This window comes from Allobosea sp. Root483D1, assembly GCF_001429505.1.
Classification (GTDB): domain Bacteria; phylum Pseudomonadota; class Alphaproteobacteria; order Rhizobiales; family Beijerinckiaceae; genus Allobosea.
In genome coordinates, this window is record NZ_LMJW01000001.1 from 443583 (window position 1) to 458338 (window position 14756).

General features: G+C 68.1%; 17 protein-coding genes. 5 read left to right on the plus strand and 12 right to left on the minus strand.

The window, feature by feature from the left end; translation table 11 throughout:
* Window positions 1-12: 12 nt before the first annotated feature.
* The 3 genes from ASE66_RS02155 to ASE66_RS02165 are packed head-to-tail and all read right to left on the minus strand — an operon-like array spanning window position 13 to window position 2308.
* Window positions 13-1023, minus strand: a complete 1011-nt coding sequence (locus ASE66_RS02155; RefSeq protein WP_057187923.1) for a DUF6352 family protein — start codon at window positions 1021-1023, stop codon at window positions 13-15.
* Window positions 1020-1568 (minus strand): DUF6505 family protein, encoded by a 549-nt coding sequence (locus tag ASE66_RS02160; RefSeq protein WP_057187924.1) that lies wholly within the window; start codon window positions 1566-1568, stop codon window positions 1020-1022. Before ASE66_RS02160 ends, ASE66_RS02155 begins: the two co-directional genes overlap by 4 nt.
* Window positions 1565-2308: a biotin/lipoate--protein ligase family protein gene (locus tag ASE66_RS02165; RefSeq protein WP_057187925.1), complete on the minus strand. Its 744-nt coding sequence runs from the start codon at window positions 2306-2308 to the stop codon at window positions 1565-1567. The genes ASE66_RS02160 and ASE66_RS02165 overlap by 4 nt, the downstream gene beginning before the upstream one ends.
* Before the next feature lie 127 nt (window positions 2309-2435).
* On the opposite strand from ASE66_RS02165, the gene ASE66_RS02170 reads away from it, so the two are divergent.
* The gene (locus ASE66_RS02170; RefSeq protein ID WP_057187926.1) at window positions 2436-4475 is read left to right on the plus strand and encodes a 4Fe-4S dicluster domain-containing protein; all 2040 of its coding nucleotides are present in this window, start codon (window positions 2436-2438) and stop codon (window positions 4473-4475) included.
* Between the two features lie 40 nt (window positions 4476-4515).
* On the opposite strand, the gene ASE66_RS02175 is transcribed toward ASE66_RS02170, so the two are convergent.
* Both ASE66_RS02175 and ASE66_RS02180 read right to left on the minus strand, forming a co-directional pair.
* A complete protein-coding gene (locus ASE66_RS02175) occupies window positions 4516-4935 on the minus strand; it encodes a GNAT family N-acetyltransferase (RefSeq protein WP_057187927.1) in 420 nt (139 codons plus the stop codon).
* 96 nt (window positions 4936-5031) lie between these two features.
* Window positions 5032-6261 (minus strand): c-type cytochrome, encoded by a 1230-nt coding sequence (locus ASE66_RS02180; protein WP_244494772.1) that lies wholly within the window; start codon window positions 6259-6261, stop codon window positions 5032-5034.
* 230 nt (window positions 6262-6491) lie between these two features.
* On the opposite strand from ASE66_RS02180, the gene ASE66_RS02185 reads away from it, so the two are divergent.
* Together ASE66_RS02185 and ASE66_RS02190 are read left to right on the plus strand one after the other, a co-directional pair.
* Window positions 6492-6722, plus strand: a complete 231-nt coding sequence (locus tag ASE66_RS02185) for a sulfurtransferase TusA family protein (RefSeq protein ID WP_057187929.1) — start codon at window positions 6492-6494, stop codon at window positions 6720-6722.
* A gap of 27 nt (window positions 6723-6749) precedes the next feature.
* Complete coding sequence (locus tag ASE66_RS02190; protein WP_057187930.1) at window positions 6750-7883, plus strand: Mrp/NBP35 family ATP-binding protein; 1134 nt, start codon at window positions 6750-6752, stop codon at window positions 7881-7883.
* An 18-nt stretch (window positions 7884-7901) separates the two neighbouring features.
* Here the strand turns inward: ASE66_RS02190 and ASE66_RS02195 are convergent, their stop codons facing one another.
* Window positions 7902-8390, minus strand: a complete 489-nt coding sequence (locus ASE66_RS02195; protein WP_057187931.1) for a VOC family protein — start codon at window positions 8388-8390, stop codon at window positions 7902-7904.
* A gap of 160 nt (window positions 8391-8550) precedes the next feature.
* Here ASE66_RS02195 and ASE66_RS02200 point away from each other — a divergent pair, with 160 nt between their 5' ends.
* A complete protein-coding gene (locus tag ASE66_RS02200; RefSeq protein WP_057187932.1) occupies window positions 8551-8952 on the plus strand; it encodes a hypothetical protein in 402 nt (133 codons plus the stop codon).
* Here the strand turns inward: ASE66_RS02200 and ASE66_RS33640 are convergent.
* From ASE66_RS33640 to ASE66_RS02215, 4 genes are all read right to left on the minus strand, one after another.
* Complete coding sequence (locus tag ASE66_RS33640; RefSeq protein WP_274532920.1) at window positions 8949-9071, minus strand: hypothetical protein; 123 nt, start codon at window positions 9069-9071, stop codon at window positions 8949-8951. The genes ASE66_RS02200 and ASE66_RS33640 overlap by 4 nt on opposite strands.
* Window positions 9072-9140: 69 nt before the next feature.
* The gene (gene mobA / locus ASE66_RS02205; protein ID WP_057187933.1) at window positions 9141-9773 is read right to left on the minus strand and encodes a molybdenum cofactor guanylyltransferase MobA; all 633 of its coding nucleotides are present in this window, start codon (window positions 9771-9773) and stop codon (window positions 9141-9143) included.
* The gene (locus tag ASE66_RS02210; protein ID WP_057187934.1) at window positions 9766-10659 is read right to left on the minus strand and encodes a formate dehydrogenase accessory sulfurtransferase FdhD; all 894 of its coding nucleotides are present in this window, start codon (window positions 10657-10659) and stop codon (window positions 9766-9768) included. Before ASE66_RS02210 ends, mobA begins: the two co-directional genes overlap by 8 nt.
* A gap of 20 nt (window positions 10660-10679) precedes the next feature.
* Window positions 10680-11198, minus strand: a complete 519-nt coding sequence (locus ASE66_RS02215; protein ID WP_057187935.1) for a DUF2478 domain-containing protein — start codon at window positions 11196-11198, stop codon at window positions 10680-10682.
* Window positions 11199-11372: 174 nt separating this feature from the next.
* Here ASE66_RS02215 and ASE66_RS02220 point away from each other — a divergent pair, with 174 nt between their 5' ends.
* The gene (locus tag ASE66_RS02220; protein ID WP_156411989.1) at window positions 11373-12632 is read left to right on the plus strand and encodes a peptide ABC transporter permease; all 1260 of its coding nucleotides are present in this window, start codon (window positions 11373-11375) and stop codon (window positions 12630-12632) included.
* 126 nt (window positions 12633-12758) lie between these two features.
* Here the strand turns inward: ASE66_RS02220 and ASE66_RS02225 are convergent, their stop codons facing one another.
* Window positions 12759-13751, minus strand: coding sequence for an ABC transporter ATP-binding protein (locus tag ASE66_RS02225; protein WP_057187937.1), 993 nt, complete (start codon window positions 13749-13751; stop codon window positions 12759-12761).
* Window positions 13748-14749, minus strand: a complete 1002-nt coding sequence (locus tag ASE66_RS02230; protein WP_057187938.1) for an ABC transporter ATP-binding protein — start codon at window positions 14747-14749, stop codon at window positions 13748-13750. The genes ASE66_RS02225 and ASE66_RS02230 overlap by 4 nt, the downstream gene beginning before the upstream one ends.
* Window positions 14750-14756: the final 7 nt, after the last annotated feature.

Sequence of the window (14756 nt, forward strand, 5' to 3'; positions counted from 1 at the left end):
GCGCGGCTCCTCCTAGTTCGCCATCTCATGCGTCGCGAGGGGCAGGCCGGTCACCAGATTCTGCGGCTTCATTCTGACCAGCCGGTCGCCATCCATCGCCAGCATCAGATAGATAGGTGCTCCCTTGGCCGCCGGTAGCACCGGCACCTCCGGCGGCAGCGTCAGCCGATAAAGCGCGATCAGCTGCGAGGCCTTGTCCGCGTCGAGCGTCTCGCCCTTCCAGAGCGCATTGCCGATTGCCGTCGCCCGCGCGTCGAGGCCGACGAACCAGCGCCAATCGGCATCGCGCACGTTCTCGACGGCTTCGATCTCGGCCGAAAAGCCGTGAACCTGCCGGATCCAATGGGCAATCGCCTTGCCGAGTGCGGCACGGCCCGAGGGCTTGCCGCCGAGATCGAGCACCATGTCGAAGGCATCCGAGCGCTGCCAGTAGCGGTCGGCATCGGCGGGCTTGAGGATGTCGAGCGAGGTTACGGCCGGGCCGCCGAGCATGGCGAGCAAAGGCGAGGCATGCCGATCGGCCTCGTGCCCCTCGATCATCTCGGCATCGGCGAGCAGGGTCGTGTTCTCGTGCAGGGTTACGCGCTGCGGCCGGAACAGGCACTCGGCGGCGCGCACCACGAAGGGGTCGCTCTCCTCGTCGAGCCCGGCGCGCAGGATGACGTGGACGAGCTGGTCGAGGAAGACAGGCGGGATGCCGGAGACGCCGCCGCGGATGATGCCGGCATAGGCGCCCTGCAAGGTCGGCGCGCCCAGAAGCCGCTCGCGCCAGCCGAGCAGGAAACGCCAGTTCTCGCGCGCATCGGCATCGGCAATGGCCGCGATCTCGCGATCGGCGACCTCAGCCTGCGGCTCTGCCATCAGCTTCGCGTGCAGCGCCCTTTCGGCCGCGCAGGCCTCCTCCGGCGGCAGCACTTCCGGCCGCGCCAGATAGGCCTTCAGGAAATCGTCTGTGACGACGAGGCCGCCGCCCGGCTCGCGGTCGAGCAGGAGATGGCCGGAGCTCGCCCAGAAATGGGTCATCGCGGTTCCCTTGCCAGCTTCATCAGGTCGACCTGCTCCTGCGGCTCGTCCTCGCCATCGACCTCGACGAACTCGAAGGCGCGGAAGGCATCCTTCGGCGCGTCGCCGCGCGGCATCAGGCTGCGGAAGCGCTCGCGGATCTCGCCCTCCTCCAGCGTGCGGTGCAGAGCGAGCAAGGTCTGCGCCGGATGATCGCAGAGCGAGGCGGCAAAGGCGATCTCCTCCTCGGCAGCCGCGCGTGCGGCCACGAGATCAGGCGCGCCGAGCTTGTCGACGAGTTGCGCCGCAAGCTGCGCCGCCGCCTGTTCAAGTTCCTCCACCGTCACCTCGGTGACGACTGCGAGCGTGCTCCAGCCGAAGCTGCCGATGCCGAGGAAACCGGAGCGAAAGGCGACGCGCCCCTTGGTATCGAGCTCGGTGACACTCTCCGGCGTGAACAGGAAGGAGCCGGTGACCAGCCATTCGCCGGGTTCCGCGGCCTTGCGGAAGACGAAGCTGTCCGACGGATCGAGCCGGATCGCGCGTGGGAGCTTGGGGGCGCTCACAGCTTCGGCGCTCCGCTCTCCCGGTCGAGCCAGTCGACCTCGGCCAGCGCCTCGACCATGTTCCTGCGCTCGGTGCCGTGCTGCGAGGTCGCGATCAAATCGCCATTCGGCTCGATGCCGTGGCGCACGCCGACGACCTTCTCCAACCGGTCGAGCCAACGCCGCGCCGCCGCCCTGGCGCCCTCCGCCTGCCAGTGGCTGACGCCGAGCATGAGATGGCGGCAGAACGCCTCGATCAGATCGACCGCATCGACCTCCTCGAAGCCCTCCTCTGCCATGCCGACGCCGGTCTGGCCGAGCTCGAAGGGCGACATCGTCGTCGCCCGGACCATCGCGCCGAAGACGAGCCACTCCGGCACCTGGTTCTCCGGGCAATCCGCCGGCCAGCCGAGGCGCCCGCCGCCGATCAGACCGAGATCATAGGTCAGCGCATCCGGCCAGCGGAACAGCACCGGCCGCTCCGGCGGGGAATGCACGGCGAGCGCATCGGCGAGCGCGTTCATGGCGAGATAATGGGCGAGCCGGGCCTCGGCGAGGATCGCGTCGGGCTCGAGTACCACCGCGAACTCGACGATGTCGAAACGTCGCACCCAGACCAAAGTCGCAGCCCCGACTTCGGCAGCGATCGCCTGCGCATGGGCGAAGGCGTCGCCTGATTCGCGCAGGGTGACGAGCGAAAACCCCGGCGGCAGCACCGGCTCGCGCCTGAGATCGTCCTGCCTGACCGGCCCTGCCGCCATCGTCCCTGCCCTGCGCCTCAACTCAACGGAGAGGCTTGCTTCTTTGGAGCCATTCCAATTCCATATAAGATGAGATTATCGCAAGCGCGACCAAAGACGCTGCCGCGATCATGAGGATGCCTGCTCGATGACCGATGTCGCCCGCACGCTGATGGTCTGCTCGTGCGAGGACACGATGCCGCTCGACGGCGCGGCGCTCAGGCGCGGCTGCAGCGGTGCCGAGATCAGCGAGCATCGCCATCTCTGCCGCAGTCAGATCGAGCGCTTCCACGCCATGCTGGCAAAGAGCGAGGCGATCACCGTCGCCTGCACGCAGGAGGCACCGCTGTTCGAGGAGGTCGCCGCCGACCTCGATTATGCGGGTGACCTCACCTTCACCAACATCCGCGAGACGGCCGGCTGGTCGGATGACGCGAAAGCCGCCGGCCCTAAGATGGCCGCCCTGCTCGCCGCCGCGAGCGAGCCGCTGCCGCCGGCCTCCTTCACCACGCTGACCAGCAAGGGCGTCGCGCTGATCTATGGCCGCGACGAGGTCGCGATCTCATTGGCACACCGGCTCGCCGAGCATCTCGACGTCACCGTGCTGCTGTCGCGTCCCGGCGAGATCGCGCCGCCGCGTACCGACGAGTTCCCCGTGCTGAAGGGCACGATCGCGCAGGCGAGCGGCTGGCTCGGCGCTTTCGAGATCACCGTCAACGACTACGCGTCGCCCGCTCCCTCCTCGCGCGGCAAGCTCGTCTTCGATCTCCCGCGCAACGGCGCGGTCTCGCAATGCGATGTCGTCATCGATGTCTCCGGCGGCACGCCGCTCTTCCCGGCCGGCGATCTGCGTGCCGGCTATCTGCGCGCCGATCCGCGCGATGCAGCCGCGGTCGAGCGGCTCGCCTTCCAGGCGAGCGGGCTTATCGGTGAGTTCGACAAGCCGGCCTATGTCGCGCTGAACGAAGGGCTCTGCGCCCATGCGCGTTCCAAAAAGACCGGCTGCACGCGCTGCCTCGAGCTCTGCCCGACCGGCGCGATCACCCCCGCTGGTGACCATGTCGCGATCTCCGCCGAGATCTGCGCCGGCTGCGGCGCCTGCGCCGCCGTCTGCCCGACCGGCGCGGTGACCTACACGCTGCCGCCGGCCGACGCGCTGCTGCGGAAGCTGCGGACCCTGCTCGCCACCTATGCCGAGGCCGGCGGGCGCGAGCCGGTCGTGCTGCTGCACGACGGCGACCATGGCGAACCCCTGATCGAGGCGCTCGCCCGGCACGGCGCCGGCCTGCCGGCGCGGGTGCTGCCTTTGCGCGTCAACGAGATCACGCAGCTCGGCTTGGAAGCCTTCGCGGCCGCACTCGCCTTCGGCGCCTCCGCCATCCGCGTGCTCGGCCGAGCCAAGCCCAAGCACGATATCTCCGGCCTCACGCGCAATCTCGACTATGCAAACGCCCTTGCCGGCGCTCTCGGCTATGGCGAAGCCCGCGCCGCCCTGATCGAGACCGATGATCCCGATCTGCTGGGCGTCGCCCTCGCGAGGGTCGCGCCCGGCACGAGCACTTTGCAGCCCGCCCGCTTCCGGCCGATGGGAAGCGGACGCCCGCTGCTGCGCCAGACGATCGGCGAACTGCACGCCGCCGCACCGGCTCCGGTCGCAGCGATCCCGATGCCGCCGCTCGCGCCCTTCGGCACGGTCCATGTCGACATAGATGGCTGCACGCTTTGCCTCGCCTGCGTCTCGGCCTGCCCGGTCAGCGCGCTCGGCGATAATCCCGAGCGGCCGACGCTCACCTTCCAGGAGGACCTTTGCGTGCAGTGCGGGCTCTGCGCCGCGACCTGCCCGGAGAAGGTGATCACGCTGGAGCCGCGCATCGATTTCGACGCCTGGAACGGTGGTCGGCGGATCGTCAAGCAGGAGGAGCCGTTCCACTGCATTGCCTGCGCCAAGCCCTTCGGCGTCCGCAGCACGATCGAGAAGATCGCGGCCAAGCTCGAGAACAAGCACTGGATGTTCGCCGGCGAAGGGGCAAAGCGCGCCTCGATCCTGCGCATGTGTGAGGATTGCCGGGTCGAGGCCGTGGTCAACGAAAGCTTCGACCCGCACCTCTCGCCGCAGCGCCCACCGGTGCGCACCACCGACGATTATCTGCGCGAGCGGGCGGAGCGGGGCGAGGACCCGTTGGGCTAACCGACAATGGAATAGATGACCGGTATCTGCAGGATTCTCGCTATCGAAGGCGGATCAGACCCGCGTCGGTGGGCGTAAACTTGCAGGCCTCGAAATAGAAATCGCGCAGCTCGCGATCGAAATCCACGTGGAGCCATTCGCAGCCGGAAGGTTTCGCCTGCGTCACAGCCTCTTCTACCAGGCGGGTGGCATGTCCTTGGCGCCGCCAGGGTGTCGCAACCATGGTATCGAGCAGGAAAGCGTGAACGCCGCCATCCCAGGCGACATTGACGAAGCCGGTCAGCTGTCCTGCGACACGCATGCAGACCCAGCCGAGGCTGAAGGTATTGACCTGCTTCCACCAATCGTCGTCGAATAGCCGGTGCTCGAAGCACTCGGCATGCAAAGCGTTCAGTTCGTCGTTCGAGAAGGTCCCGCGCCATTCAAAGCGCGGATCGCCATCAGCTGTCCGGGTCGTCATGACGCTTTGTCAGCTGCGGCAGGGAAGCGGTCAAGGCAGGTTCGGATTCGCGACGCAACCATCGCGCCGGGTCTGTTGCCTCGCGGCCCGCTCAAGCTACCGCGTCACCTTTTCCAGCCAATCAACCAGCGCCTGCCGGTCTTCGGCCGAGCCGATCGTCTGCTCCGGCATCTTGGTGCCGGGCGTGTAGGTGTTCGGGCCGACCTCGAACAGCTTTGCCACGCTCTCCTTGCTCCAGACGATGTCCATGCCCTTGAGCGCGTCGGAATAGGCGTAAGCTGGTGCGGTGGCGATGCGACGGCCGAAGATGCCGTGCAGGGTCGGGCCGGCGCGATTGCCATCCGCCGGTGTCAATGTGTGACAAGCCGCGCAGGCGCGGAAGATCTGAGCGCCCCGCTCGCCCTGGAAGGCGGCAAGCGCATCCTCGCCGGCACGCGGCACCACCGCCCCGACATGCTCGCCGGTGACGGCATTCCAGCGCCGCACCAGCCGGTCGGCGCCGCCGGAGAGCAATTGCCTGCCATCCGGGAGGAAGGCGAGCGACCAGACCGGCAGTCCCGGCCCGACCAAAGTGGCGCGGATGGTTCGCGCCTTGCGGTCGACCAGCGCGACCTGGCCGCGCAGCCCGCCGGCGGCGATGGTCGCGCCATCGGGCGAGATGGCGAGTGCGATCAATGGGGTGTCGCCGACCGCAATCTCGGCACGCTGGGTGCCATCCGGCCCGAACAGGCGCAGGCGGCCATCGGCAGCGGCGACCGCGATCTCGCCATCGGGCGCAACGACCACGCCATTGAGCGGCGCAGGCGTGGTGACGATCAGCGGTGCGCCACCATCCGCCGGCCAGAGCCGCAAGGTCGCGTCATAGCCGGAGGAAACGACCATGCCGCCAGGCGCGAAAGCAACGCCGTTGACCGGCCCCTGATGGCCTTCGAGTACCCGCGCCGCGCCATCGGCGAGCGCAGTAACCCGGACCGTCCCGTCCCAGGAGGCGGAGGCGAGGTGTTGTCCTTCCGGCGAGACTGCCAGCCCCGCGACCGGCCCCTTATGGCCCTCCATCACCTTCACCGGCTCTGCCGCATCGCCGCGCCAGAGCGCGATCCTGCCATCCTCGCCGCCCGTGGCGAAGCCGAGGCGATTGACCGCGACGGCGGCGTTGACCGCGCGCTGATGGAAACGCAGGACCCTGATCGCGCTGCCGCGAGAAAGGTCCCAGAGGATCGCCGACTGGTCGAAGGAGCCGGTCAGGGCCACCGCGCCATCGGCCGAGACCGCAGCGGCGCGCACCGGCCCGCCATGGCCGCGCAGTTCCTGGGCAGGGGCAGGCAATGCAGCAACGACGAGCGCCAGAAGCGCAGCGCCTATCCTTCTCCCCTCGAGGGAGAAGGTGGCAGCGCGAAGCGCTGACGGATGAGGGAATGAAAGACGTCGGCGCATGACTTCCCTCATCCGTCGCCTGCGGCGACACCTTCTTCCCCGGGGGGAGAAGGATAGGTGCTGTTGCTCCCGCGTGAAAAGCCATCATATGAAGCGCAACAGTGTTCGATCGGCCTTCGCCTATGACGTCCATCCCGCTCAATCTGCGCGGCCTGAAATGCCCTCTTCCCGCTTTGCGCGTGCGCAAGGCGCTGAAAGGCGCAGCGCCCGGCGCTCTGTTCCTGGTTGAATGCACCGATCCGATGGCGGCGATCGACATCCCGAACCTGATGCGCGAGACCGGCGATGCGATCGAACTCAGCAGCAGCGAGGGCGAGCTGCTGGTCTTCCACATCCGCAAGGCCGCGGCCTAGCGTCGCGCAAACACTGGAACCCAGATCGTGGCCCTTTCGCAAAACGACATCCTGCGCGCGCTCGAGCTGGTGAAGCTGCCGGCGAGCGGGCAATCGCTGGCGGCGTCCGGCCGCATCGGCGACATCCTGATCAACGACGGCAAGGTCATCTTCGCGATCGGCATCGACGCCACTGAAGCCAGCGCGATGGAGCCGGTGCGCAAGGCGGCCGAAAGCGCAGTCGGCGGCATTCCCGGCGTGACCCAGGTGCTGGTCGGCCTCACCGCCGACAAGGCGCCGGGGCGTCCGGCGCCATCGCAAGCGGCGGAGGCACGCCGGCAGGCGCATGGCCAGCCTGGCCCTGGTGGGCCGGTGCCGAAGGCGGCCGGCATTCCCGGCGTCAAGCAGATCATCGCGGTGGCGAGCGGCAAGGGCGGCGTCGGCAAGTCTACCACCACGGCAAACCTCGCCGTGGCCCTCGCGACGCTCGGCCTCAAGGTCGGCGTGCTCGATGCCGACATCTACGGGCCGTCCGTGCCGAAGATCTTCGGCATCACCGGCAAGCCACGGCTGGTCTCGGGTCGCACGCTCGCGCCGATGGAGGCCTATGGCCTCAAGATCATGTCGATCGGCTTCCTGATCGACGAGGAAACGCCGATGATCTGGCGCGGGCCGATGGTGATCTCGGCGATCACCCAGATGCTGCGCGAGGTCGCCTGGGGCGAGCTCGACGTGCTCGTCGTCGACATGCCGCCGGGCACCGGCGACGCCCAGCTCACCATGGCCCAGCAGACGCCGCTCGCCGGCGCCGTCATCGTCTCGACGCCGCAGGACCTGGCCCTGCTCGATGCCCGCCGCGGCGTCGCCATGTTCAGGAAGGTCGAGGTGCCGATCCTCGGCATCGTCGAGAACATGAGCTATTTCATCTGCCCGGAATGCGGCCACCGCTCCGACATCTTCGCCCATGGCGGCGCCAGGCACGAGGCGGAGCGGCAGGGTGTGCCTTTCCTCGGCGAGATCCCGCTCGCCATGACGATCCGCGAGACCTCCGATGGCGGCCGCCCGATCGTGGCGAGCGACCCGGACAGCCCCCATGCCAAGGCCTATGTCGCCCTGGCGCGGCAGGTGAAGGCCGGCCTCGCCGGGCCGGCCCGGGCAGCGCCACGGATCGTGATCGAGTAAGACCAACCGGCTTCGAAGCTAGGCCCGGAGCGCCGAAACACCGGGCCTGTCGGCCTGCGCCACGAACTGGTCGGAAGACGCTCTCTCCGCTTCCGTCTGTCGCTCCGTCAGCATCCAGATATGGCCGAACGGATCGAAGAGCGAGGCGACCCGCCTGCCTTCGGTGTCGGTCTGGACGCGGTCACGCAGCGCGGCGCCAGCAACGATCGCTTGCGCGAAACAGGTCTCGATATCGGGAACCGTCAGCAGGATCGTCATGCTGACCGCCCCCGCCGCCTTGGGAAAGAACGGGCCACCATAGGACGGCTCCTCCTCGCGGCGCGGATTGGAACCGGCGACGGAAACACGGGTTCCACCGATGAGCATCTCGACCCCGGCAAGCTCGCCGTCGATCCTGTGTGTCTTGAATTGCCGCGCCTCGAAGGCCTCGCTGTAGAAATCCGCGGCCTGCTGCTCACGCCCGTGCTGCACGAAAATCGCCAGGCCCAAGCCGATGGTCTGCTTCATGTCGAATCTCCTGATCCGTCGCCGCTGGAATAGAGGGCGGGCGAAACCGGCGGATTCTTGATCGATCCGCGGCGAGCTCGCGCACGGCCCATCACCGATCCGCGATGACAAAGAATTTTGTTCATGTTATGTTCTAAGCGAAAATTACGGAGACGCGATCATGCCCGTCCTGCCAGCGCGCCATATCAGCATCTCGATCACCCGGCCGATCGAGGAGGTCTACGGCTTCCTCGCCGAACCCATGAACTTCCCGAAATGGGCGGAGGGACTTGGCGGCGAGTTCAGCCATGTCGAGGGCATGACCTATCGCGCCATGACCCCGATGGGGCCGATGCGCGTGATGTTCAGCGAGCCTAACCCCTACGGGATCCTCGACCACGCCGTCGTGCCCGACAGCGGCGCCACCATGCACAACCCGATGCGTGCGCTCGTAAATGGTAGCGGCAGCGAGGTGGTGTTCACGCTGTTCAGGCGGCCGGGAATGACCGACGACGATTTCGCCCGCGACGCCGAATGGGTCGCGACCGATCTTGCTCGCCTGAAGACGCTGCTGGAGGGCTAGAGCCGCACGCTGCTGGTCGCATAGGCGACGTCGACCGGGCGCTGATAGGTCGCCAGCACCAGGCTCGCCCCGTAGGCGGCAATGGCGGCGAAGGCGACGGCGATGGCAAAGGACTTCATGCGGCTTCCCCCAGGCAGGCGAATAAGCTTCGCTTATCAGCCCGAATCTAGGGGCGGCGCGGCGGCCGATCAAGCGTCGCCGAGCGCGGCATGGAGCCGCTCGGCCTCGGCGAGATCGTCCGGCCGGTTGGCGTTGAAGAAGGGATCGACCGGCACCGCCGGCCATTCGACCGAAACGACGCCATGGCGTGCCGTCCAGCGGTCGATCTTGCGCTCGTCCTCGACGGTGAGGGCATGGCGCAATTCCTCGCGTAGCGCGACCGGCCAGAGCCCGATCACCGGATGCGTCCAGCCGCCCGAGGCGGCGCAGGCGAGCGGGACATTCGCCGCCACACGCGCATCATGCAGCCGCGCCACCAGATCGCGCGGGATGAAGGGCGTGTCGGCAGCGACGCTGACCAGCCATTGCGCGCCCGGCCGGTTCGCGGCGAGCCAGTCGAGCCCGGCGAGGATGCCGGCGAGCGGCCCGGCGAAATTCGGGACACTGTCGGCGACGACCGGCAGACCATAGTCGGCGAAGCGTGCGGGATCGCCATTGGCGTTGAGCAGGAGCCCGTCGCATTGGGGGCTGAGCCGCTCGATCACATGGGCGAGGATGGTCCGACCGGCGATGGTGCGCAGCGGCTTGTCGCCGCCTCCCATGCGGCGAGCGAGCCCGCCGGCGAGCAGGAGACCGAGGGTTGCCGGACTGATATCAGTCATCGCCGCCCGATCCCTTGCGGCGATGCTTGCCGCCCTCGTCCTCGACACTGTCCGGGTCCTGGTCGAAGACGATGCGATCCTCGCCGGCGAGCGCCAGGAAGCGCTTGCCGCGGGCGCGGCCGATCAAAGTGAGCCCCGCCTTGCGGGCGAGCTCGACGCCCCATTCGGTAAAGCCCGAACGCGAGACCAGGATCGGAATGCCCATGCGCACCGTCTTGATCACCATCTCCGAGGTCAGCCGGCCGGTGGTGTAGAAGATCATCTTGCCGGGATCGACTTCGTGGCGGAAGAGCCAGCCGGCGACCTTGTCGACGGCGTTGTGGCGGCCGACATCCTCCATATAGACCAAGGGCTTGTCGCGCTCGCAGAGCACGCAGCCATGGATCGCGCCGGCCTCCAGATAAAGCGAGGGCGTGGTGTTGATCTTGCGGGTCAGCGCATAGAGCCAGCTCGTCCGCAACTCAGCCCTGGGCAGGACGATCTCGTCGATCGCCTCCATCAGGTCGCCGAAGGCGGTGCCTTGCGCGCATCCCGAGGTCAGCGTCTTCTTCTTCAGCTTCTGCTCGAAATCGGTGCGCTCGGGCGTGCGGACGACCACGACCTCGAGCTCCTCGTCATAATCGACCGCCTCGACCGGGTCGCCACGCCTGAGCATGTTCTGGTTGAGCAGATAACCGAGTGCGAGGTACTCGGGATGGTCGCCGATCGTCATCATCGTGACGATCTCCTGGCTGTTCAGATAGAGCGTCAACGCCCGCTCGGTGACGACGCGGGTCTCGACGCGGGCGCCGCTATGGTCGATGCCGGCGACGGTCGCGCCGAGCCGCGCGGCAGCCGGATCGGGCCGGACCAGATAGTCGTCGAGAAAATCACTGCCAACAGGCACGGAACGACTCCTTGCGGGCGTCAGGCCGGCTGGCGCAAAGCCGCCATCGCCCAGCCCGTCACCGCGGCGGGTTCGGGCGGCAGGCGCTGCCAGTCCTCGCCAGCGAACTCCGACCAGGCGGCGAGCATGTCGTCGCGCACCGCCGTCAGCAGCGGCAAGCCGGCGACGACGCCGGCGGCGATCTCGGCCCGCAGGCCCTGGCCGAGGACCTCCTGCTTGCCGAACTTGTTGACGATGACGAGATCGACCGGGCCGGAGAGCGCGCCGGAGACAGCGGCTCCGGCCGCGGCGAGCCCGGCTGCGTCGAGGCGGCAGCCGGCCGAGCCGGCACCGCGATCCTCGCTGATCGGAAAGAGCTGGCCGGAGGCCAGGTCCTCGAGCGCCATGCTGGCGCAGCCGCTCATGCAGTCGCCATTATTGTGCTGGACGACGCCGCCAAGCCGAACAGCCTCACGCTTCAGCGTATCGGCGACCTCCGCCATCAGTTCGTCGATGGGGAAGCCCGAAGAATAGACGATCGCGGCGAGCGGAGCAGTCATTGCCCTTTCATCTCACGGAACGGTCGGCGCAGCCAGTGAACTTTAGGTGTTCCAAACTGCATGAGATGCTTTGCCAGTGTTGCAGCGCACCTACAGTCGAAGCCTGCAACGAGCGCTAGGGTGAAATGGGCTGTTCCCGGCATCCCGGCCGGGCGTGGCTCGCCGAGTCCCTGCTTGCCCATGATCCGTCCGAACTCTCAGACGCCCCTCGATCCCGCGACCGACGCCGCGCTGCTCCTGCGCCGCATCGGTTTCGCGACGCTGGCACTCGCCTTGCCGCTGGCCTCGCTGGTCTCGCGCCGCGCCGCCGTCGTGCTGGTGCCGATCGGTGTGATCCTTCTTGCTATCGCCGCGCTGATCGAGGCGCCGCGCTGGTTCGCCGGCAATATCCGGGCTTCGATCTTCAGCCGCGCCGGGCTGACGCTGTGGGCGCTGGTCGGCTGGGCCGTGCTCTCGCTGGTCTGGAGTCCCTATACCGGCTCCGCCACCGAGAAGGCGGCCAATCTCTTCCTCGCCGTGGCGCTGGGCTTTGCCGGCGCGGCCGCGCTGCCCGAGCGCATGCGCGCCTCGAACCTCAACCTTGCGGCGCTCGGCGCCGGCATCGCCGCGATCTTCGCGCTGGGCCTGCTGCTGACCGAGGCGCTCGGCCCGGTCGATTCGCGCGCCGCCGATGCCGCCGGCAGTGTCGAGCGCGGCGTCAGCGTCGTGCTGATCATGGCCTGGCCGGCGCTCGCCTGGCTGCTCTCGCGCGAGCGTGGACTGACGGCGCTGGGGCTGGCGCTCGTCGTCGGCCTGCTCGCCCTCTCGCGCATCGAGGATGGCGAGGCGATGGCGATGCTCTGCGGCGCGATCGCTTTCGGCGCGGTCAGTGCCAACCGCATCGTCGGCGCCAGACTGATGGGCGGGATCATGGCGGGGCTGATGCTGCTCGCCCCGCTGCTGCCTTTCCTGCTGCTGCCCTTCTTCCGGCTCTCGCCGGCGGTGTTCAGCACGGTCGGCGCCGGTCTCGACATCTGGGCCGACATCATCTCCAGCCGCCCGCTGCAGCTCATCACCGGCCATGGGCTCGACACCGTGCTGCGCGGGCGTACCACCGGGGCACTGCCGATCGAGGTGCCGACCACCATCCTGTTCGAGACCTGGTACGAGCTCGGCCTGGTCGGCGCGGCGACGGCGGGGCTCTGCCTCTATTTCGCGGTCAGCGCCGCCGGCCGCATGCCGGGCGCGCTCGCGGCCGGCGGCGTCGCGGCCTATGTCACAGCCTTCGCGCTGGCGGCGCTCGGCTTCGCCTCGTTCCAGACCTGGTGGCTGATGACGCTGACCGCGGTCGCGCTGCTGTTCACCGCGATCGCGCGCGGCCAATACCGCACCGAACGGCCGGTGGCGCCGCTCGGCCGGCGACCGAAGGCGCCGAGCCTGCCAGCCGGGAAGTAGCGAGCGGCATCCGTCATGCTCGGGCTTGCCCCGAGCATCTCCGGCCAAAAGAGCCTCCGATCGGCGCCTTCTCGTCGGGAGATTCTCGGGTCTGCACTTCGCTTCGCCCGAGAATGACGCCGGTGGCTACGCTGCTACCCGACCCGCATTCACCGCGTGGCAGGCGACGCCGTCGACCACCGGCGGATTCTCGACGCGGCAACGATCGAAGACCAGCGGGCAGCGCGGGTGGAAGGTGCAGCCCGAGGGCGGATTGATCGGGTTCGGGATCTCGCCCTTCACGCCCTCGTGCGCCTTGCCGACCATGGCGAGGTCGGGCACCGCATCGAGCAGCATCCTGGTATAGGGATGGCGCGGGGCGGCGAAGAGCTGCTTGCCGTCGGAGACCTCGACGAGCCGGCCGAGGTACATCACGCCGATGCGCGTCGCCATGTGCCGGACGACCGCGAGATTGTGGCTGATGAAGAGATAGGTCAGCCCGAATTTCTGCTGCAGGTCGCGCATCAGGTTGAGGATCTGCGCCTGCACGGAGACGTCGAGCGCCGAGGTCGGCTCGTCGCAGACGATGAACTCGGCATTGGAGGCGAGCGCGCGGGCGATGGCGATGCGCTGGCGCTGGCCGCCGGAGAATTCGTGCGGGAACTTCTTGCCGTCATCCGGATGCAGGCCGACCAACGAGAGCAGTTCGCCGACGCGCTCCGTGATCGCTGCATCGCCCTGGATGATGCTGAAGGCACGGATCGGCTCGGCGATGATCCGCCCGACGCGCCAGCGCGGATTGAGCGAGGCGTAAGGGTCCTGGAAGATCATCTGGATGCGCCGGCGCAGGCGCTGGCGCTCCGCGGAAGCCGCCTGATCGGACATCGAGACGCCGTCGATCGAGACCGTGCCGCCGGAGGGATGCAGCAGGCCGACGACCATGCGCGCCACGGTCGACTTGCCCGAGCCGGACTCGCCGACGAGCGCGAAGGTCTCGCCCTTGCGGATGTCGAAGGAGACGCCGTCGACGGCCTTGAGATATTGCTTCGGGGCGCTCTCCAGCACCCGGTTGAGCCAGGGCTTGGAGACGTCGAAGACGCGCTTCAGGTCACGGACCTGGACGAAGGCTTTCTCGCTCACGCCGCGATCTCCGTCTTGCCGCTCGGCACCTTCGCCTGATCGTAGAGATGGCAGGCGACCTGGTGGCCGCCGACATCGATGAGCTCGGGCCGGTCGATATGGCACCGAGCGAAGACCTTGGAACAGCGCGGGTTGAAGGCGCAGCCCCTGGGGATGCTGGAGAGCCGCGGCATCGAGCCCGGGATCTGCACGAGACGCTCGGCATCGCCAGTGATCGAGGGGATCGCGCCCATCAGCCCCTGGGTGTAAGGGTGGAGCGGCTGCTTGATGACCTCGCGCACCGGGCCGATCTCGGCGACGCGCCCGGCATACATCACCGCGACGCGGTCGGCCGTCTCGGCGATCACACCCATATCGTGCGTGACCAGCATCACCGACGTCCCGCGCTCCTTGCAGAGCCGCTTGATCAGGCTGATGATCTGCGCTTGCACGGAGACGTCGAGCGCGGTCGTCGGCTCGTCGGCGATGATGAATTCCGGCTCGGCACAGAGCGCGAGCGCGATGACGACGCGCTGGCGCATGCCGCCGGAGAATTCGTGCGGATAGCCGTCGATGCGCCGATCAGGTGCGGGAATGCCGACCTCGTCGAGCAAAGCGATGGCGCGCTTGCGGGCATCCGCCGCGTTGAGATCGGTATGGGTCTGGATCGTCTCGATCAGCTGCTCGCCGACCCGGTAGAGCGGGTTGAGGCTGGTCAGCGGGTCCTGGAAGATCATGCCGATGCGCTTGCCGCGGACGCGGCGCATCTCCTCGGGCGAAAGGTTGTCGACGCGCTCGCCCGAGAGCACGACCTTGCCGCCCGCGATGCGGCCCGGCGGATCGATCAGGCCGATGATGGCCGAGCCGGTGACCGACTTGCCGGCACCGGATTCGCCGACGACGCCGAGCACCTCGCCGCGGGCGATGTCGAAGGAAATCTTGTCGAGCGCGCGCAGCGTGGCACGCCGCGTGACGAACTCGACGGTGAGGTCCTGAACCGAGAGGACGGGTTGGGTCATCGCAGCT